Genomic DNA, 19,232 nt, shown 5'->3' with positions numbered 1-19,232 from the left:
TGCCCCCAGTAGTGGCGCATGTATTCAGCAGCAGCCAGACAGGCAGGGCAGACGGCGTCAGTTTGTACGCGATGTAGCCGACCCCAGCTCCTGCAGACTGCTTCCTGCTGCCCTGCAAAGTGCGCCCACTCACTTTCGAGACCAAGCTGTCCAGCCACAAACTCCGAGTGTGCGAACAGCGCACCGCGATTGCGCTGCACGCCGGCGAGTCCGGCCAATTCCCGCCAGCCGGATAGTACGTTTGCTGCGGCAAGCGCTCGGTAGTAGCCGAATCCCGATTCGTCGTCCCGAGGCGCACAAGTTACGACGAGACTCATTGGGCGCCTCCCTCATGCAGAACAGGAACCGCAATGTCATTGTCATTCATCACCTGAACAAAGGCTTGATGAAGGGCTGCGGGGGCGACGTCGGCTTGCAAAGCTTCGGCAGACCCAAACGCTCGGAAGTGACGAGAACCTCCGGCCTCGATTGCATTCGCCGCTGCCTGACAGTCCGCGAAGGTCACGGTACGCGGTGCCTCATACGCTAGCTGACTGGCCAGCTCCTGCATGAACCGACTCAACACGCCAATCAGCCCCCCAGTCAGGAGGTAGCACTGGAACGTGAGCGCTGGCGCCGGTAGGTCAATCGGATAGCCGGATTCGCGAAAAAGATTCGCATAGGTCGCCACGCAGGTATGAAATGCTTTCATGTTCTCTGGAATACGGGAGTCGTAAGGCAAGAAATAGCGGGCGGCCGACGACCGTAGGCGCAATTGCTCATTGCTGTCGAACAAACGCTGGAGACGCGGCACGCCGAATAGAAACAGCGTCAGGTTGTGCGAATCTGCCAGGGTCTTGAACCAGTCGCCGGCCGAGCGCTGTGGCACGCGCGCGCCCAGTTCAACCAGGTGACTGGCTTCCTCAAAAAGCACGGCACGCGTACCAGTAAGCTCCAGTTGCTTCAGCATGCGTGGTCCGATGGTGCGGGATGTGGTACTGCCTTGCACAGGTAAGCCAAGTGCGTCGAGCACGCTCGAGGGCAGCAGCAGTGGTGACACCGGCGACGGCACCGGCACCACTAGGACTGGCACATGGCGACGCCCATTAATCTTAGTTTCCGGGAATGTGCGCTTGAGCGCATTGATTAGCATCGACTTACCGGCGCGCGATGGCCCCATCACGCGCTCAATGCGGCTTGCGGCTCCGTCCAATGCATCCGCAATGCGCTGCTTGAGCGGGTTGAACTGCTGAAGGAACAGCGGATGAGGAAGCTCGCAGCTTTCAATCGCTACACGTAGTTGCTTCGCGGCTGTCATATCTCAACACCATTGGCTCGGTCCAGGACCGGGAGCAGGCCCGCATCATCAAATATCGAGCTATTAGATTGCGCGACGATAGGCGCTTCTTCCGAAGCTTTGTTGGGCCTGCACGTCTGCGAGGGCGCCCGTGGACTCGGGTTCCTTGATGCGCGCACTACGGCTTGCTGCTCCTTCTCCCGACGTGCGGTTTCACGGTTTCGCTCATGCTTGCTCTGCTTTCTGCGCTTCGGGGCAAGCGAGTCCGCGACGACCTGCTCATGCAAGTCGCGGTCGAATTTTTCTGCTTGAGGCGCTGGTTTTGCGCTGGCCTTCTGGCTCTTGAGCCGCTCCTTCGCTTCGGCGAACGACCACGCTGGCGTCTCGGGTCTCAGGTGCTCGTGCGGCAGCGTGACGAGTGGGAAGTCATCGCCCTCGTAGACATGAACATGCCGAAAATCGTCCGGGTTGAACAACACACGAAGCTGCCTCTGTTCACCATACTTATTTATCAGAGCCTCAATGTCATCGCTCTTGTAGTGCAGGCCGTCTATGGTGATGCCTGTCTTTCGGCTCACGCTGCGCTCCTTGTGCTCGTAAAGCGCTGCTAGCCACTCGGCACGTGATGGTGGAAGGGAGATTGCGAAGCACGACTCCTCGAAATGCTTCCAGCGCTCGGCTGGGGTGTTCCCCTTAAGCGAATCCGTGAGGACCACGTCCCATTGCAAACGCTCAAGCGGGGTGTGAATCCACTTTTCGTAGTACCAACGGACAATCCAGCGCTGCAGCTCCTCCAGTGTCGGAAGTTGGTCGCCTAGCGCAATGGGGTCGCGCTGCCCATCTTTGCCGTCTACACGTGTGCAACCCGCGAGCCCTTCCAGAGCCTCCTTGAGCGAGCGGTTGAAACGCTCGACAAATGGCTTCTCCTGGCCGGCACGGGCTCTACAGTGCTTAACGTCAACGCCGAGTCGCTCTAGATTCTGGATGCGGCCGCCTTTGGCTTCGGCGCCGTTATCAAAAACGAGCTGTCCCGGCGTGCCACACACGTTCATGTCGTGGTCGATGCCTAGCTCCTCGAAGCGCTTCTTTTTGAGGGGAGCCATATACATCTCCGCGCATGCGAGAGAGTCGGTATCGGTGGGAGCTCCCACAACCAATTGCCAGCCGAGGGGATAGCTTGTACAGCAGTCGATGGCGTGGACGAGCCAGACCTGACTGCTGATGCCGCTCGGTGTATCGACCTCAAATGGCAAATGCAGCGCATCCTGTTCGACGCGCTCGAATGGCGCTTCAGCGCGAATGCGCTTCTTCGCAAGGGACTTCGCGGCTACTGCGTCTGTGGGAAGCATCCGCTCAAGTTCGGGGTCGGCGCTGACAACGTTCAGGATAGTGTTGTTCACGTACCTGGCGCTTACCGGACGGGATGTTGCGGGGAGAAGCGTTCCCAACACCGAGCGATTTACCTCTGCGGTGACCCTCTTGAGTGACCAGCGGGAGTGTGGAACCAGGAAATGCTGCTCGGCGACCGAGCGAATGATGTTGACGACTTCCCGCGGATAGCGTGGGAGGCGATTGCCCTTGTTCCTATCCCCACGCAAAACCGGAAGGCCAGCCATGTCGCACTTCCGGTACCGATACATGGTCGATTGTGGTGGAAATGGCCGCGCGTCAGGCAAGGCCTCCTGCCTATACTCTTCCGCCGCGAGACGGTACGCCTGGCGAAAACTCACACGTTGCCGTTTCTGCATGTCCCGGACGCGCAAGATAGCCTCTCGAACGAATGTGCTCCGCTCGTGAAGCGCCTTGTCGTCTGGTTGCGCTGCATGGCTGAAAAGAGGTTTGCCCTTGCGAAGCACGGCAAGTTTTCCTGCGTGAAGGTCCGCAAGAATGCTTGCCATCTCCATGTACCTGTCCTCGCGCTTACTGGCATCAAATACCTTGATGCATCCACTGCGCGGGTGGGGGTCGAGTACCTCCAGGTAGGCGTCGTGGTTCCCAGGAGGGGCGAGTCGGTCGCGAGCGAGGAGGGAGCGAATCATTGCTCAACCCCTTCAAGCAGACAGAGGTGGCCGAGGTCACCATACGCCAAGGACAATTCCAGCGTGCCGCAGATGGAACGATGGGTAAGGTCGCCGCCAAGGACGCCGCTGACGAGCAAGACCGGTATCAACCCAGGCAAAATTTGCAGGTCCTCGCATAGTGCGCGCACCGAGACAGGGCCATCGCCACAGCGGCGTGTGACACGGTCGACGAGCTCGTCTGTCCGATAGGCGCGGACTTGGTGTGACGCCTGCTTGAGCGCCCGAGAATTCATCCGAATGGGATGGCTGGTGCTAGCAGGCAGGACCAGAGTGCGCAGAGGATAGCCGTTGGCGGCCAGAATCGGACGAGCATCCGCGACCTTTTCCCAGTAGACCTCATCTCCCTCGAAGCCTTCAGCTTTGACCTCGACTGCGTGATGCAGTCCGTCTTGCCAGTCCACCCTGAAGTCCACCGTATAGAACTTCGGGCCCGCGACATTGCGGTGCTTGTGCCAGGCTTCCCCCATCGCTTGACGCGTGAACAGCAGACGCTGGTCAATCAGGTCGACACAGAATGGTTGCGGTTGAAAAGCCCTGACACGTGGGTCAATCTCCAGCAGATGGGACACGAATCGTTCGGCATCGGACTCGACGTTGAGGTGACCGCTCGCCTTCTCGCTGTACGTGCCAAATTTCGCCTTGCCGTACGTTGATGCTGTACGGCGGATGCCGGTATTGGCTGCGTTCTGACGGCCACGACGGCCATAGGAAGGGGGCGCTTTGCTCATGACGCGTCTCCATTGCCTGCTCGGCAAAACAGAGCGCTCTGGCCGCGTGTCACGTTGCGCGTGAGCATGCCCGTGAGGGTCTGCCGGTACGGAAAATCTGGGATGCTGTTCCTGTTCATCATGCGGTCAATAGGGCTATCAGCCGCATAGCTTACGGAAGTGTTTTCGCGAAAAATAGAGGGGTGTTGACCGGCGTTACACGCAAAGGCGTAGACAACGCTTGATTCGACGCAGTTTCCTCTACCGAGATTTTTTTTCGCGTTACGCGCGTGTAACGCCATCGTTACGCCGTGTAGTGATGACGTGACGTGACGCCAAAAATCGTGGCTTCCGATGGCCAGAATACGCTGGGGGGAACGGCGGGTGACGTTGCTGACTGGAAAGTCTGGGCGCTGGCAACAACGACCTGAATCCTGGGGATGAGGGAGAAAGAAATATCCAGCGCCCCGGGCCGACCGCCTCAGTCGCTCACAAGCGACACCTGGCTGTCTAGGGCTTGCAGCATGGAGAACCCAGCCACCGAAGGCATAAATGCGCGCCCTCACCTTCGCCCAAACTACACCTGACTGCGAACTGCAGATGACCTGTTTCATCGCTCGCTCCCGCGTCGTACCCTCTCATAAAAAGGGGGCTCGACCGCGTTAGCGGGTCATATCGGCGAGTTCAGGTCCATTCTCTGTGCTGCACGACGGCATTGCACCGACGCCGGTTTACCGTAGTCAACGTTGGGAAGATTTTCAAGCCGGATGGAACGCGTTTCGGATTCGTCCTCCGCCTGCTCAGCTCCACGCCTTAGCTGTGGCCAGAATTCGAACACGTCGCCCATGTGCTTTTTGCTCAAAGCACGATATACGGCTATCTGCTAAATCCATAGCTAATCAACTCACTGCTGGAATACCGTCGTAGGAGATGGGGACGCATTCCATAATGGAATCCAAATCACGCACAACAAGCCTGCCGAGCAAGGCCCTCCCTCCCAGCAGGCAGCTCGCCCTCCCGCGCAACAACCACTAAGTTCGTCCCGGCCGTTGTCAACGAAAAGCCATCCAAAATATACTCCCCGTACATTGTTATAGCTGCTTTAGAAGCCACTCGTCGGCCGTGCACCTATCTTGTAGCCTCCAGTGCTTGCATAGAATTTCGATGAGTCGGTCCTGCCGTGCATTGAGGACGTTCACAGTCCAATCTGTCTGGCTCAGTACTTCTGTAGTAAGAGCGAAGGGCGAAACCCCTTTATGAAAAAAATAAGCTTTCTTTTTTTTATCGAAGTCCCAATTGCGCGCTGAACTATTCTTCCGACGCGTCAGTAGTGCCAAGTTTCCGAGCTTGTGAACAAGCGCGGCCCGCTGCGCCGGCTCCGAAAACCAGCTAAGCCACTGGCTACCGGCCGGTGGGCTCTGAGGCAAAACATGCTCAATGGACACAACGCTGTAGTCATAGCTCGCCCCTCCGCCCGAAATCAGACTATCGAGACGAAGCAGCACGGGAAGTCGGGCCTTCGGCAGGTCGTCGTACAGATTTCCGTTCAATGCTGTGAAGAATCCCATCTGCTCGACAGGCGTCAACTGCAATGACGAACGCTCCAAACTTAGATTGCTGTCATCGTCAATTTCCCGAGTTACCTTTGCAAACCGGTCGATGCGCTCGTTAATTCCTGCTCTAGTCACCAGCAGGAAATATGCGAGCCTTTCCATATCTCGAACGAAGTTAAGAAGTGCCTCGGGCTCCTGCCTATATCGGACAAAGAATGCAAGGGTTGGCGGCACCCAATCGTTATACTCTAGCCGATTGAGACACCGCAAATGCTCATTTATCATCTCCGAATGCGTTGGCGCAGAATATGAAGCCGCTACGACATCCGAAAATGCCTGCGACATTGGCAAGAGCACTTCATCGATGAATTTTTTCGAGTCAGAAAGCCCAGGTACGTACTGTTGAAACTCCTTTACCAAACTCTCTTTCGCCTTGGCTTTTCTGTAAACAGTTCTAATATGTCCAAATAGTGTATTAAAATCATCGCGCCCCAAATCCTCCTCTGCATCCTCCCACTTTACATTGTAGGAATTGCGCTCCAACCCATCTATAGCCCCGACAATGCTTGCTTTCAATATGTCCGTAGGCGCAAGGTCCAACCCGCGGCTATTCAGTACGGAAAAAATTCTAACAGCCGATTCTTGGTCAGGAGTTGACACGACGACCAAGAAACATTTTTGCAACACGAATTTCACCAACTCGACTTGCCGCGTTACCGAGATTCCAGAAAGCACCTTCCTGAAGAGTTGAGCATTGGCTCGAAGATTCAACTCGCTATCGCTAAGTTCAGTTTTGAGTTTTATTAACTCCGAAAATCCTTCTTCTCTCTGCACGTAGTGTCGAAAAAATTCCTCGTCTCTCGCCCTAAGAGTCAAACGATACCTCGCCTTCGTGCCAGCAAGCTCGTCACCCGCCTCATATAGACGAGAAGTAATCTTTCGTTTGAAATCTTCCCCTACATTCTCTCGTATTGCGGCCAGCAATAGTGTCAACGTAGTAAGTCGTTGCTGACCATCCACTACATCGGCAACTGGACCCTCGCCCTTGATAAGAACCACGCTTCCGAGAAAATACGCGGGAGCATCTTCCAAAGACTCATGCTCAGAGGGCATTGCTCCGAGCAGGTCATCGATAAGCTCCTGTGCCTGCTCCGTACCCCATGCATATGGTCGCTGGAAATCGGGGATTTTGAATACGTACGCATTGCTGAACACGCTCAAGATGGACTGCTCATGCGCCTCAAGGCTTTTTTTCATTCTATTTTTCGCTTTGTAATTTTTGAAACCAGCTCAACCCATTAGTCAGTCCGTTTCCTTCAGTGGTCTTACTGCCTGACCTGCAAGCCTACGGCTGACGATTTGCATCGAACTCTTATGCCTTTACTTTCTTGCCAACCGCACTGAAAGTCGAAGCATAGCGTGAATATAGCTCGCGTACCGCCGGCGTTTTTTGCGCATCCAACGTAGTCGCAAATACATCATAGTAGGCTGAAAATCGCCTTTTATCGCTCGCCCATTTCCACGTCCAACCCACCCCCTTCTCAGAAACAGGTGTCAACTGTGCTGTTGCAGCTCGCTCCAATATAAAGCCACATACTTCGTTATTTACCGCCTTTACCAATGTAAAGAGAACATCAGTTATATCCTCGAGATGAGCTCGCCGAATAGTGATTGACCTCCCTAAAGCTCCGCTGTGCCTCCCCAATCCCAGCGCCACTGCATTCTTCGCACCTAATCTTCCAAATCTATGGACGCAGCAGTGGCGTAGTTGGCATATTTGTTCGTACTGGTCCAAGTGGGGAACTAGCGATTTTGGTATGCTTTGAAAACCAATGAATTTAGTTAGACCGCTGCTGAGTTCCTTCTTACTCGAAAATGCTGTCTCCTCGAGTAGTGCCTCAGGAAGTTGGTCTTTAGAGTGATGGATAGCGGCCGCAAACGATACTTGAAAACTTTCACACGTCTGCTGCATGAAGGGGTCAATGCGGATAAGTCGCCTTATGAGACTACGCATATATCCCTCGACGGCCGAAACGTAACCCAGCAGGAGAAGATTCGCAAACTCCGGCAATATATCGCCAAGAGGGCTACCTGGGGTGGCCTTAAGCCATAGAGCGTTCAAACGCAAGCAGTTACTCAAGAACTGGTCGAGTGGTGAATGAGTTTCCGCCACCTCGCTTTGGTCAAAGAATAACGTCGTGTCAAGCGTAGCTGTACGTTCTGGAATAGTGCAGACCGCACCATAGTCGCGAGAAACTGTGGCCATAGTCAAGACAAATAGTCATCCATGAAGCTTTCGAGAACGTCTACAACCTTTGCCGTACGCTTATCTCCAAATCCAAAAATCTTCAAGAGGTCAGCAGCCGGGTCCTGCTTCGCAGCGTAATCGCCCAGTGTCTTCATAGCCGGCAGTTCTTTAGAAATTCGCTCCTTCTGCCATGCAGTGAGGCCTGGTACACTTATAATTGGAGTCTTCAGACACTCATTGAATGCCGAGGCATCAACCAATTGATGGCCACAGTGATGACAAAATTTCTGGTTGTCGGCAAGTCTACGCTCGTGACAATTTGCACATCGCGGTAATGCAAATTGCAGTGCTGCAAGCTCGTCTTTCGGCGCAAACTTGCTTAGCGATTTTCGAAGCGGATGTTTTGTTCGTTTGCGGGCCAAACCCGCCAGAGATTGCTTGATGGAACCACCTTTTCCATCGGACGAAAATGCCCTTACACCTAGCAAGACCGCCAAGTGCGGAATGTAGCGTTGATAAATTCGCTCCGGAGTACCATGTTTTACTCTCCCTTCATCAAAGACTAATCCGGCCTCTACTAGGAGCTTGAACATGCGCTCCACCATCGGGGTTAGCTCCGAAGACTCTACGCCGACAACCCATTGCTTCTCGTCTCGGCCAGCGATAAGCTGATTCTGCAGCTTGAGTTCGCGGCACATTCCATCTAGGACCTTCTCTCCCGTTTCTATTAGCCGCTCAAGCTTCGGTACTTTTTTTGCAATTGAGCGAAACTCCGCTCGCCTTGCCTCGAGATGTTCGCTCACAACACTATTTGCTCGTTGCTGAGTAGTCCTATGCGCTCCCCGAAGATACTCCTCCAACATCGTTAGGTAGGCTCGCGGGATGCCAAATGCAGCAAATCTTAGCAACTCCTGAACATCTGCTGGAACCTCACTAAGTTGTGACACTCTAGTCTGTGCAATCGCCCGCATTGCATCGTGATACTGGTCGCTCTCCACAGAAATCCAGACCGACGTCGATACGGTGTCTTGCCCCTCATGAAAGCGCGGGCTTACCTCGGTTGTTCCAGGATACACCGAGGCCTTTGGTGCGACCGTGATGCTCTTCAACGAACGCACAATGTCCAGGAATTCGACCAAATATTCTGGAGTTAGCGACAGAGCCGCATCATCCATCAGGAGAACAGTAAACTTTCGACCTGACTGAACGCGTAAGGCGTCCAATATTGAAAGTGTCTTATCAATGGATAGTGCGGTGGAAAGGACCTCCATCTCCTCGCCCAACGGAGTTTGCCGCTCGATTCGACTAACAAGCTCTGCCAGCTGGTCCACATGTAAGCCAGCCTCTAGAAAGACATTTTTCCAATCTGGCTGGAATTCTTTCCATGCCTTAGCGCTTTCAACGGCGGCCAATAAGACTCTGGCTAAAACCCATGAATGAAAGTATTGCAGCGCACCTGCTCGACTTGAAAGCAATGGCTCCAGCCTGAAATAGCGCAGGAATGACGCATATACGGCGAAAGGTTTTGTCGGGGTGTCGCGGCAACTAAGCCAAGCAAAGCGCATCAGATGCGTTTTTCCGCATCCACGTGGCCCGACAATGGTTCTGAGCCCACGGTTAGTGAGTTCCTTCTGCACTAAACCAAAGAGGTCCCCCACTTGCGCAGTCTCCGCAGCGAGGTCCTCAATTGGAATAAAGTCCGCCCTCTGCTGAAGAGTTGACTCCAGTTCCTCGCTGGAAGCCTTCTTATCTATCAAAGCATTCATAGACTCAGATTCAGTAGTGCCTTCTTAGTTATAAATTTTGCGCTAACCCCGTGCGACAGCGCGCTGAGTTGATTACGGCCGGCATCACTGCAAAGAAATTCAATTAGTTCTGTATACTTCCCTGACTTTGGCTTCAAACGAAACACACAGTCAGATAGCACTATCTTTCCCGACGCGACCACGGCAACTTTTTGCTCCAGATTTCTACCAACTCGGGCGATAAGGATGTCGCCCTTGGATGCAACAATTGCACCCTCATTGCTTGTAGCAAGCGCCCTTGGTAGTCGAAATTCTCTAGGAACCGCGCTACCAATCCCCGGAAAGTCGGTGGTATGGAATACTGGGTACTGCTTTGCCTTCCGTTCGGAAGATGAAATGTTCCCTCGCTTTATTTCGGCGAGCAAATCTCCAAGCTTTCCACTGAGGCTCCTTCCGCCGCCTTGTAGATAGTGCGAATAGTCGAGCCTACTCTCGGCGTGGTCCTTAGGAACTCGTAGTGAAGTCGGAGTACGCTTACCGCCAGCATCGAGGCCTTCAATGACTACGAACTCCTGTCCTGGGCGATTCTTCTCCAGGACAAGTACATGAGCTTTTGCATCAGTACGCTGGAAAATTCCTCTTGGCAGTTCGATAACTCTCTCGATTCGATGCTGGGCCATAAGCGCCCTCCTTGCTGCGGCATGTCGCTCACCGGCGACAAACCCATCTGGGAGTATGAAGCCTAGTCTTGCGCCGTCTCGGGCAAACCGAAGGCTCTGCGCCAAAAAGAGCAAGTCAGCACCTACGTCCTGTATCTGCGGCATCACGCCACTTAATCCAACATCTTCAAGCAGCTCGCCAAAGCGCTTTCTCCATCTGGAACGGATATAGGGTGGATTGCAAACGGTACCATCTACGGTACCGAGCGCTACCCCAAGCCGTTGGTCCAAGTCCAACGACAAGGCATCTGCGAAACAATGCTGAAACCTTGGCCCCTCCTTCGTTGGAAGGCTCGCGCAAGTGGCACTCTCGTCGATGTCGACAGTGATGAAGTTGCAGTCACTCCATACTTTCGCTGCGGCGAGCGTCAGAGCGCCATCCCCCGCGCCCAAGTCGAGGATGGTGTTGGGTTGAGCAATGCCCATCGCTTCCACCAAGATTGCTCCGACAGCTTCACGAGTGAAATAGCGGCCCAGGGGGTCAGAGTATCGTTTGGTGGTGCCTTTATGCATTCCAAATATTGCTCTTTGAATTTGTCCAAGCTCTTGGGACTCGTTGGCACGAGCAAGGGCCCCGTTCCTCATAATCGTGCACTGTAAGTCCGCATTTGAGATACAGGCAGCGAGTAATCTAGGATGTGCCCAAATTATCCCTTCCTATATATGGGAACGCAACGCAATGCTCTGCAAGGCGAAAATCGTTGAAATCGACACCTACCTCGCCGTGCACGCAGTTGCTTCTGCAAATTAGCCTAGTATCGCGATGCGGCGCCTGCGGAAGGGGAACTCTGGTCTCAAATGAGCCCTTGGCGGAAGGGTTCGGGGTGGACGTCGGACGCGGCGGAAGACGGTCGCGGGAGCAACGCGCAGTAGCGAGGCTCGTCGTGGGCGTCGAGATGTGTTGGCAGTGCGGGGGGTAGCGGCGCACTCACTCCACTTGCGCCAACTTCGCGAGATTCCACGTCTTGTCTACATCGAACTAGAAGACATCGATGGTCAGAGGCACCGGTGTTCATCGACGAATCGCCCACAGACCCGGACTATCAATAAAAAAGACCCATAAATTTCTCAACTTATGGGTCCCAATTTCTCAGCTTACGTGTCTATCTACACAACCCATCAAACGTCGATATTCCGCGCCACCAGCGCGTTGCTCTCGATGAAGTTGCGGCGGGGTTCCACTTCGTCGCCCATCAGCGTCGTAAAGATCTGGTCCGCCGCGATGGCGTCTTCGATCTGTACCTTCAGCAGGCGGCGTTGCGTCACGTCGAGCGTGGTTTCGAACAGCTGCTCGGGGTTCATTTCACCCAGGCCCTTGTAGCGCTGACGCGAAACACCGCGCTCGGCTTCGCTCAGCAGCCACTGCATGGCCTGGTGGAAATCCGCCACGGTCTGCTCGCGCTGCTTTTCGCCTTCGCCGCGCTTGACCTTGGTGCCGTCCGGAATCAGGCCCTGGAACGTGGTGGCCGCGCGCGACAGGGCCGCGTAGTCGGCGCCATGCACGAAGTCCGCATCCAGGTGCGACAGGCGCACATTGCCATGGTGGCGGCGGGCGATCATCAGGCGATGCTTGTCGGTCTTCTCGTCGAATTGCGCGTAGACGTCGGCCGTGCCGTCATCGTTCACGGCGGCACCGATCAGCGTCTTGGCGTGCATCTCGGCAAGCTTGGCCTTCAGCGCCACGGCTGAGGCCTCGGCGGCTGCGGCGCTGTCGAGGTCCAGCGACACGCCATCGGCGATCGCCCGCAGTGCGTCGACATCGACGATGCGCGACAGCCGGCCGATCACGCCTTCGGCCAGCTGGTACTGGCGGGCCAGTTCGGTCAGCGCATCGCCATTGATCTCGCTGCCGTCCGGACGCACCAGGCCCGCCTTTTCCATTGCAAGCTTCAGCATGTACGCGTTCAGCTCGGTGTCGTCCTTGATGTAGCGTTCTTCCTTGCCGTGCTTGATCTTGTACAGCGGCGGCTGCGCGATATAGACGTAGCCACGCTCGATGATGTCCGGCATCTGGCGATAGAAGAACGTCAGCAGCAGCGTGCGGATGTGCGAGCCGTCCACGTCCGCATCGGTCATGATGATGATGCGGTGGTAGCGCAGCTTTTCGAGGTTGTAGTCGTCCTTGCCGATGCCCGTGCCCAGCGCCGTGATCAGCGTCAGCACTTCCTGGCTCGACAGCATCTTGTCGAAGCGCGCACGCTCCACGTTCAGGATCTTGCCCTTGAGCGGCAGGATCGCCTGGAACTTGCGGTCGCGGCCCTGCTTGGCCGAGCCGCCTGCGGAGTCACCCTCCACCAAGAACAGTTCGGACTGGGCCGGATCCTTCTCCTGGCAGTCGGCCAGCTTGCCGGGCAGGCCCATGCCGTCCATCACACCCTTGCGGCGCGTCATTTCGCGGGCCTTGCGGGCGGCTTCGCGCGCGCGGGCGGCATCCACGATCTTGCCGCAGATGATCTTGGCGTCGTTCGGCGTTTCCAGCAGGAAGTCCGTCAGCGCCTTGCCGACCAGATCTTCCACGGGCAGGCGCACCTCGGACGAGACGAGCTTGTCCTTGGTCTGCGAGCTGAACTTCGGCTCGGGCACCTTCACAGACAGCACGCATGCCAGGCCTTCGCGCATGTCGTCGCCGCTGGTTTCGATCTTGGCCTTCTTGGCGATCTCGTTTTCTTCGATGTACTTGTTGATGACACGCGTCATCGCCGCCCGCAGGCCGGTCAGGTGAGTACCGCCGTCGCGCTGCGGAATGTTGTTCGTGAAGCAGAGCACCTGCTCGTTGTAACCGTCGTTCCACTGCATGGCCACTTCCACGGCAATGCCATCCTTCTCGGCGTTCGCGTAGAAGATGTTCGGATGCAGCGTGGTCTTGGCGCGATTGATGTACTCCACGAAGCCCTTCACGCCACCCGAGAAGGCAAAATCCTCTTCCTTGCCCGTGCGCTGGTCCTGCAGCTTGATATGCACGCCGTTGTTCAGGAACGAGAGTTCGCGGATGCGCTTGGACAGCACTTCGTAGTGGAACTCGACGTTCGTGAAGATTTCCTCGTCGGCCAGGAAGTGCACTTCGGTGCCGCGCTTGTCGGTGGCGCCCACGATCTTCATCGGCGAGACCTCCACGGGCTGCCCATCCGGGCCGGCCACGGTCTCGATGATGCGGTTCTGCACCTCGCCCTTGGCGAATTCGATCAGGTTGACCTGGCCATCGCGGCGCACCGTCAGGCGCAGCCACTTCGACAGCGCGTTCACGCACGACACGCCCACGCCGTGCAGGCCGCCAGAGACCTTGTAGCTGTTCTGGTTGAACTTGCCGCCGGCATGCAGCTCGGTCATGGCGATCTCGGCGGCGCTGCGCTTCGGCTCGTGCTTGTCGTCGAACTTGACGGCGGGCGGAATGCCACGGCCGTTGTCGACGATCGAGATCGAGTTGTCGCTATGGATCGTGACCTGGATCTCGGTACAGTAGCCGGCCAGGGCCTCGTCGATCGAGTTGTCGAGCACCTCGAACACCAGGTGGTGCAGGCCGGTGCCGTCCGATGTATCGCCGATATACATGCCGGGACGCTTGCGCACCGCTTCCAGGCCTTCCAGGATCTGGATCGAAGAGGCGCCGTAAGTGTTTTCCTGCTGCGGTTTCTGCTGATCGGTCATGTTTTCCTACTCACGATACTCACGGCAAATGCGGAGAAATCCGAACCTGCGCCGGACGGCGACGGGTGCAGAACATCCGCATTCGCGGGTTACTTAAAAACGGCAAAAGGGGCGGATCCCGTGGACCCGGCCCCTGCTGCGGTGTGTGCCCGATTGTGTATGGATGGCGACTCGGTGCTGGCCATCAAATGCGCATCGGCATCACGACGTACTTGAAGTTGTCGTCTTCCGGCACGGTAATCAGCGCACTCGAATTGGAGTCGCCGAGGCTGACCTGCACCTGCTCGCTCTTGAGATTGCCGAGTACGTCGAGCAGGTAGGTCACGTTAAAGCCGATATCGAGCGCGTCGCCCGAATAATCGAGTTCCAGTTCTTCCTGCGCCTCTTCCTGGTCGGCGTTGGTCGAGCTGATCTTCAGCACGTGCGTGTCGAGAATGCAGCGCACGCCCTTGAACTTGTCGGTCGTCAGGATCGCGGTACGCTGCAGCGCCTGCTGCAGCTGCACGCGGTCGATCGCGAACGCATTCTTGTAGCCCTTCGGGATCACGCGCTGGAAGTCCGGGAACTTGCCCTCCACCAGCTTGCTGATCAGTTCCACGTTGGCAAACGAGAACTTGACCTGGTTGGCAGCCAGCTGCACCTGAACCGGATCGTCGTTGTCTTCCAGCAGGCGCTGCAGTTCCAGGATGGTCTTGCGCGGGATGATGACTTCCTGGCGCGAACCCACGCCAGTCGCCTCGTTTTCCAGTTCCACGCCACAATACGCCAGGCGGTGGCCATCGGTGGCCACGGCCATGACCTTCTTGCCGTCCACCACCAGCAGCATGCCGTTCAGGTAGTAGCGGATATCCTGCTGGGCCATCGCGAAGTGCACCATCGCCAGCAGATGCTTGAACGTCTTCTGCGGCAGGCTCACGCTCGCATTGAATTCGGCGGCCTCTGCAACGGTCGGGAATTCTTCCGCGGCCAGCGTCTGCAGTGCAAAGCGGCTCTTGCCCGATTGCACGGTCATGCGCTTGTCGTTCAGCGACAGCGCCACGTCGCCGTCAGGCATCGCGCGCAGGATGTCCAGCAGCTTGCGCGCGGCCACGGTGGTGGCCACGTCGTCGCTGCCCACGCCGCACTCGGCGTGCGTGGTGATCTGGATCTCGATGTCGGTCGAGAGGAAGGACACGTTCGAGCCGGACTTGCGAATCAGCAGGTTGGCCAGGATCGGGAGGGTGTGGCGGCGCTCCACGATGCCGCTCACGATTTGCAGCGGACGCAGCAGGTTGTCTCGCGAGGTTTTGACCAATTGCATTGAATTTATCCTTCGTCGTTTGTCGTCGGCGACCGCGGAATCAGGTAAAACTCCGATATCCAATTTCCACTTTGGAATCAAAGAGTTAATGCCGGATTGTACCAAGGATAAGCCGCTGCGGTGAAGCGGGGCGAATCCGGCAGGGCGCCGGGCTGTGCACAAAAAGCCACGCTCCGGGCGCCTACGTCCGCCAATTCGTCCCGACTCACCGCAAAGCCTTATCTGAGGCCGGTTTCCCGCGATGCAACAGTTGCTCTGGCGCCCGCTTGCCGCCGGACGCGCACCCAGTAGTATGCCAGCCCGGCAAGGCCGCCCTGCAATTCCCGCGAATCAGCCCTTGAGCGTCTGTTCCAGCACGTGCAGTTCGTGATTCAGCTGCGCGTCCTTGCCACGCTCGTCGGCGATCTTGCGCACGGCGTGCAGCACCGTGGTGTGGTCGCGTCCGCCGAACAGCTCGCCGATTTCCGGCAGGCTCTTCTGCGTCAGTTCCTTGGCCAGGTACATCGCGATCTGGCGCGGCCGCGCAATATTGGCCGGCCGCTTCTTCGAGTACATGTCCGCGACCTTGATGTTGTAGAAGTCGGCGCAGGTCTTCTGGATGTTCTCCACCGAGATCTGGCGGTTCTGCACGGTCAGCAGGTCCTTGAGCGCCTCGCGCGTAACCTCGATCGTGATGTCCTTGCCGTGGAAGTTCGAGAACGCCAGGATCTTGCGCAGCGCGCCTTCCAGTTCGCGCACGTTGGAGCGCAGGTGCTTGGCGACGAAAAATGCCACTTCTTCCGGCACGCTCACGTTCTCGGCGGCGGCCTTCTTCATCAGGATGGCCACGCGCATTTCCAGCTCGGGCGGCTCGATCGCCACGGTCAGGCCGGAGTCGAAGCGCGAGATCAGCCGGTCATCGATGCCGGTGATTTCCTTCGGATACGTATCGCTGGTGATGATCACCTGCGCGCGGTTGGCGATCAGCGCCTCGAACGCGTAGAAGAATTCTTCCTGCGTGCGGTTCTTGCCCGAGAAAAACTGAATATCGTCGATCAGCAGCAGGTCGAGCGAGTGGTAATACCGCTTGAACTCGTCGAACGCCTTACGCTGATAGGCCTTCACCACGTCCGACACGTATTGCTCGGCATGGATATAGCGGATGCGCGCGCGCGGGTTCTCCATCAGCATGAAGTTGCCGATGGCATGGATCAGGTGGGTCTTGCCCAGGCCGACGCCGCCATACAGGTAGAGCGGGTTGTACGACTTGCCCGGGTTGTTGGCCACCTGGATGGCTGCGGCGCGGGCCAGCTGGTTGGCCTTGCCGGTCACGAAGTTGTCGAACGTCAGGATCGGGTTCAGGCGCGAACGCTCGTGCACCGTGTCGGTCGGCTGCGTGCCGGCCGCGGCCGGCTGCTGGGCCGGCACGCGATAGGAACGCGCGCTGGCTTCGGACGCATCCATCTGGGCCACGTCGATGTCGCCCATGTCCTGCATCGGCATATTGGAGGCCGCCTGCAGCGGATGCCCGGTCGGCGCCGCGCCGCGATGCGGCATGCCGCCAGGGCCGGCCGGGTAGGGCACCTGGCCGGCCGGCGCACCATAGCCGGGCTGGCCGCCGTTCGGCTGGCCGGCGTGCTCGTGATAGCCGCCCGCCTGGAGCGACTGCGGATGCGGCGCCGGCGCGTGACCATAGGCCTGGCCCGGCATGCCGGCCGAGGCCCCGGGATAGGCGCCGCCGCCCGTACCCATTGCAGCGGACGTCATGCCATCGTGGCCGCCCTGCTGCATGGCTTGTTGCGTATAAGTGGCCGCACGGCCCGAGGCCGCGGGATCCAGAACGAAGTGAACGCTGACCTGCGTTTCCCAGTATTCGCACGCAAGCGCGGTGATCCGTCCCGAAAACTGGCTCTTGACCCAGTCGAGCTTGAAGCGGTTGGGCGCGGCAATCCGCAGCGCATGCGCTTCCTCGTCGAAGGCGACGGGCGCCAACGGCTTGATCCAGGTTTTGAATTGTTGGGGCGTCAGTTCGCGCTCGAGTTGCGCGGCTGCAGCCTGCCAGAAATCTTGCATGTGTTCTTCTGAGTGACCGTGCCATCGTGCCGATGCCACGTCACGGGTGGACGCGGCGCTTGCGTTCCGGGCCCCTGCACGTGCCTTGCGCGTCATGTCTCGACGGCGAAAGGCAATAAGCCGTCCACGAATGCAGTGCATCGAAACGGCAGCTCGATCGGGTATACGTCACGGTATACCGAGGCAGGCAGACCCGGGTTGCGCGTGCGCCACGCGGCCCGTGTAGTGTTTGGACCCGGATTGTACCCCCCGCCCCAAGTTATCCACAAAGGATAACCCTGTGGACAAGTTGTGAAAATTCAGTGGATTTGTGTGCACAACCGACGCGCAAGCCGCGCCACACAAAGGCCTTACGCACCCGATAATCCATCGGAAACAAGGACTTGACCCGCTGCGCTACCACCAATAGGTGACCGGGAATACCCACAGAGTTACCCACCGACCGTTGTGGACAATGGAGCACTGCGGTGGACAGGGGCTTGCACCGCACATGTCGCGCGCATGCCGGAAGTGGCCGTCCAGCGCCTTGACACTCGCGTCGAAAATCGGTTAAATGGCGGGTTCTGCGATGCGGCAGGGGATCACGTATGCGCATCGCCGGGTCTGGCCCGTACCGCCACATGTCAAACATGTGCGGCATCAGGCAAGCGGCCTGATCCCCGCCAGCGCCTCCGGCCCATACGGCCAAGGGCCAGCGGCGGCCGGCAGCAAGACAGAACCAGAATCGTCGGCATCGCCGCAGCAACCTCAACGGATACCGAGCGTCTGCATTGCGGCAGCCCCATGCGAACCATACGCGGCGGCCAAGGCGTCCCGGCAACGGCCGACGCCCGGAAAGCCCGGATCAACCAGAGAGTGCAACATGAAACGTACCTACCAACCTTCCGTTACCCGCCGCAAGCGTACCCATGGTTTCCGCGTGCGCATGAAGACCCGCGGCGGCCGTGCCGTGATCAACGCCCGCCGCGCCAAGGGCCGCAAGCGCCTGGCAATCTGAGGGCCGGGCGACCGGCCCGGATGGCAGGCAGCGTGACGGTTCGTCGTCCGCGTTGCATCCGTCGTCCGGTCCAGCGCCTCGCACTCAGGATGGCCAGGACCGCCGCCGCCGAAGCCCGGCTTGTCCGCTAGCTTTGACCAGCGTGTCGACCCATGCCTTTCCCAAAGCCGCGAGGCTGACAAAGACGGATGAATTTTCATCCGTTTTTGCTTTGCGGCCCCGGCGTCGCAGTACGCATTTCGTGCTGTATGTGCGGGCCAATGGCCAGCCGCAGGCCCGGCTGGGCATCGTCGTAGGCAAGAAGTTCGCGCCGCGGGCCGCGGAGCGCAACCTGGTGAAGCGCATGGTGCGGGAACTGTTTCGCAGCCGGCAGGACCAATTCGCGGGCCGCGATATCCTGTTGCGGCTGCAGGCAAAGTTTCCGCGTGCGGACTTTGCCAGCCGGTCGGCCATACGGCGAGCCTGCCAGGCCGAACTCGGCAGCTTGCTGGATGTGGCCGCCCGGCCGCTGCCACCTGCGCCAAGTGTCCCGGCATCCGGCGAGCCGCCTGCGTCGGCCGCACCTGCCGCGCCACCCGCGCCTGCCTGATCATCATCATGAAGCGAATCCTGCTTGCCCTGCTGCGCGTCTACAAGATCGCCCTGAGTCCTTACCTGGGCTCGCAGTGCCGCTTCCTGCCAACGTGTTCCGACTATGCCCGCGACGCCATCATCAGCCATGGCCCCGCGCGTGGCACGTGGATGACCGCGTGCAGACTCTGCCGTTGCCATCCTTTCGCAAAGGGCGGGTATGATCCCGTGCCCGAGCCTGTAGTACACGGAAAGGCCTCCGCGGTGCCTCCCGCAGCCACCGCATCCGCCCGCCCGTCCATCACGGTCCGGCTTCCCAGACCCTGATTCCCCCAGACC

The 19,232-nt window shown here is 58.0% G+C and carries 13 protein-coding genes; 3 read left to right on the top strand and 10 right to left on the bottom strand.

Translation table 11 applies throughout. From position 1 onward, the window contains the following. Positions 1 to 313: 313 nt before the first annotated feature. From D9X30_RS02905 to dnaA, 10 genes are all read right to left on the bottom strand, one after another. Positions 314 to 1,297, bottom strand: coding sequence for a TniB family NTP-binding protein (locus D9X30_RS02905; RefSeq protein WP_153946222.1), 984 nt, complete (start codon positions 1,295 to 1,297; stop codon positions 314 to 316). Next, positions 1,294 to 3,180, bottom strand: coding sequence for a TnsB C-terminal domain-containing protein (locus D9X30_RS02900; RefSeq protein WP_228770793.1), 1,887 nt, complete (start codon positions 3,178 to 3,180; stop codon positions 1,294 to 1,296). Before D9X30_RS02900 ends, D9X30_RS02905 begins: the two co-directional genes overlap by 4 nt. 131 nt (positions 3,181 to 3,311) lie before the next feature. Continuing rightward, positions 3,312 to 4,085, bottom strand: coding sequence for a hypothetical protein (locus D9X30_RS02895; protein ID WP_153946224.1), 774 nt, complete (start codon positions 4,083 to 4,085; stop codon positions 3,312 to 3,314). 1,070 nt (positions 4,086 to 5,155) lie between these two features. Then, positions 5,156 to 6,874, bottom strand: a complete 1,719-nt coding sequence (locus D9X30_RS02890) for a DUF262 domain-containing protein (protein WP_153946225.1) — start codon at positions 6,872 to 6,874, stop codon at positions 5,156 to 5,158. Between the two features lie 115 nt (positions 6,875 to 6,989). After that, entirely contained in the window at positions 6,990 to 7,889 is a 900-nt protein-coding gene (locus D9X30_RS02885) for a hypothetical protein (RefSeq protein ID WP_153946226.1), read from the bottom strand. Next, entirely contained in the window at positions 7,886 to 9,631 is a 1,746-nt protein-coding gene (locus D9X30_RS02880) for a zinc ribbon domain-containing protein (protein ID WP_153946227.1), read from the bottom strand. Before D9X30_RS02880 ends, D9X30_RS02885 begins: the two co-directional genes overlap by 4 nt. After that, complete coding sequence (locus tag D9X30_RS02875) at positions 9,628 to 10,842, bottom strand: N-6 DNA methylase (RefSeq protein WP_194946460.1); 1,215 nt, start codon at positions 10,840 to 10,842, stop codon at positions 9,628 to 9,630. The genes D9X30_RS02880 and D9X30_RS02875 overlap by 4 nt, the downstream gene beginning before the upstream one ends. Before the next feature lie 606 nt (positions 10,843 to 11,448). Then, complete coding sequence (gyrB, locus tag D9X30_RS02870; protein ID WP_153946229.1) at positions 11,449 to 13,974, bottom strand: DNA topoisomerase (ATP-hydrolyzing) subunit B; 2,526 nt, start codon at positions 13,972 to 13,974, stop codon at positions 11,449 to 11,451. 184 nt (positions 13,975 to 14,158) lie between these two features. Continuing rightward, positions 14,159 to 15,274, bottom strand: coding sequence for a DNA polymerase III subunit beta (dnaN, locus tag D9X30_RS02865; protein ID WP_092600480.1), 1,116 nt, complete (start codon positions 15,272 to 15,274; stop codon positions 14,159 to 14,161). A gap of 330 nt (positions 15,275 to 15,604) precedes the next feature. Next, entirely contained in the window at positions 15,605 to 17,326 is a 1,722-nt protein-coding gene (gene dnaA / locus D9X30_RS02860; protein WP_153946230.1) for a chromosomal replication initiator protein DnaA, read from the bottom strand. A gap of 862 nt (positions 17,327 to 18,188) precedes the next feature. On the opposite strand from dnaA, the gene rpmH reads away from it, so the two are divergent. The 3 genes from rpmH to yidD all read left to right on the top strand — a co-directional run bounded on the left by rpmH (position 18,189) and on the right by yidD (position 19,220). After that, positions 18,189 to 18,323, top strand: a complete 135-nt coding sequence (rpmH, locus tag D9X30_RS02855; protein ID WP_008650850.1) for a 50S ribosomal protein L34 — start codon at positions 18,189 to 18,191, stop codon at positions 18,321 to 18,323. A gap of 142 nt (positions 18,324 to 18,465) precedes the next feature. Then, positions 18,466 to 18,912 carry a ribonuclease P protein component gene (gene rnpA, locus D9X30_RS02850; RefSeq protein ID WP_249640866.1) on the top strand — a complete coding sequence of 149 codons (447 nt, stop codon included), beginning with the start codon at positions 18,466 to 18,468 and terminating at the stop codon, positions 18,910 to 18,912. A gap of 8 nt (positions 18,913 to 18,920) precedes the next feature. Further along, positions 18,921 to 19,220: a membrane protein insertion efficiency factor YidD gene (yidD, locus tag D9X30_RS02845; protein ID WP_153946232.1), complete on the top strand. Its 300-nt coding sequence runs from the start codon at positions 18,921 to 18,923 to the stop codon at positions 19,218 to 19,220. The last annotated feature ends 12 nt before the right edge of the window (positions 19,221 to 19,232 follow it).

Source organism: Cupriavidus sp. U2 (assembly GCF_009663685.2).
Classification (GTDB): Bacteria; Pseudomonadota; Gammaproteobacteria; order Burkholderiales; family Burkholderiaceae; genus Cupriavidus; species Cupriavidus necator_C.
Note: the sequence above shows the minus strand (reverse complement) of the source record. Positions and strands in the feature narration are given on the sequence as shown.

What these genes read in the sequence shown, in the direction of transcription:
- dnaA (WP_153946230.1), bottom strand. Translation starts at nt 17,326, where the DNA reads ATGCAAGATTTCTGGCAGGCTGCAGCCGCGCAACTCGAGCGCGAACTG.
- dnaN (WP_092600480.1), bottom strand. Translation starts at nt 15,274, where the DNA reads ATGCAATTGGTCAAAACCTCGCGAGACAACCTGCTGCGTCCGCTGCAA.
- D9X30_RS02895 (WP_153946224.1), bottom strand. Translation starts at nt 4,085, where the DNA reads ATGAGCAAAGCGCCCCCTTCCTATGGCCGTCGTGGCCGTCAGAACGCA.
- D9X30_RS02905 (WP_153946222.1), bottom strand. Translation starts at nt 1,297, where the DNA reads ATGACAGCCGCGAAGCAACTACGTGTAGCGATTGAAAGCTGCGAGCTT.
- D9X30_RS02890 (WP_153946225.1), bottom strand. Translation starts at nt 6,874, where the DNA reads ATGAAAAAAAGCCTTGAGGCGCATGAGCAGTCCATCTTGAGCGTGTTC.
- rpmH (WP_008650850.1), top strand. Translation starts at nt 18,189, where the DNA reads ATGAAACGTACCTACCAACCTTCCGTTACCCGCCGCAAGCGTACCCAT.
- D9X30_RS02900 (WP_228770793.1), bottom strand. Translation starts at nt 3,180, where the DNA reads ATGGAGATGGCAAGCATTCTTGCGGACCTTCACGCAGGAAAACTTGCC.
- gyrB (WP_153946229.1), bottom strand. Translation starts at nt 13,974, where the DNA reads ATGACCGATCAGCAGAAACCGCAGCAGGAAAACACTTACGGCGCCTCT.
- yidD (WP_153946232.1), top strand. Translation starts at nt 18,921, where the DNA reads ATGAAGCGAATCCTGCTTGCCCTGCTGCGCGTCTACAAGATCGCCCTG.
- D9X30_RS02875 (WP_194946460.1), bottom strand. Translation starts at nt 10,842, where the DNA reads ATGCATAAAGGCACCACCAAACGATACTCTGACCCCCTGGGCCGCTAT.
- D9X30_RS02880 (WP_153946227.1), bottom strand. Translation starts at nt 9,631, where the DNA reads ATGAATGCTTTGATAGATAAGAAGGCTTCCAGCGAGGAACTGGAGTCA.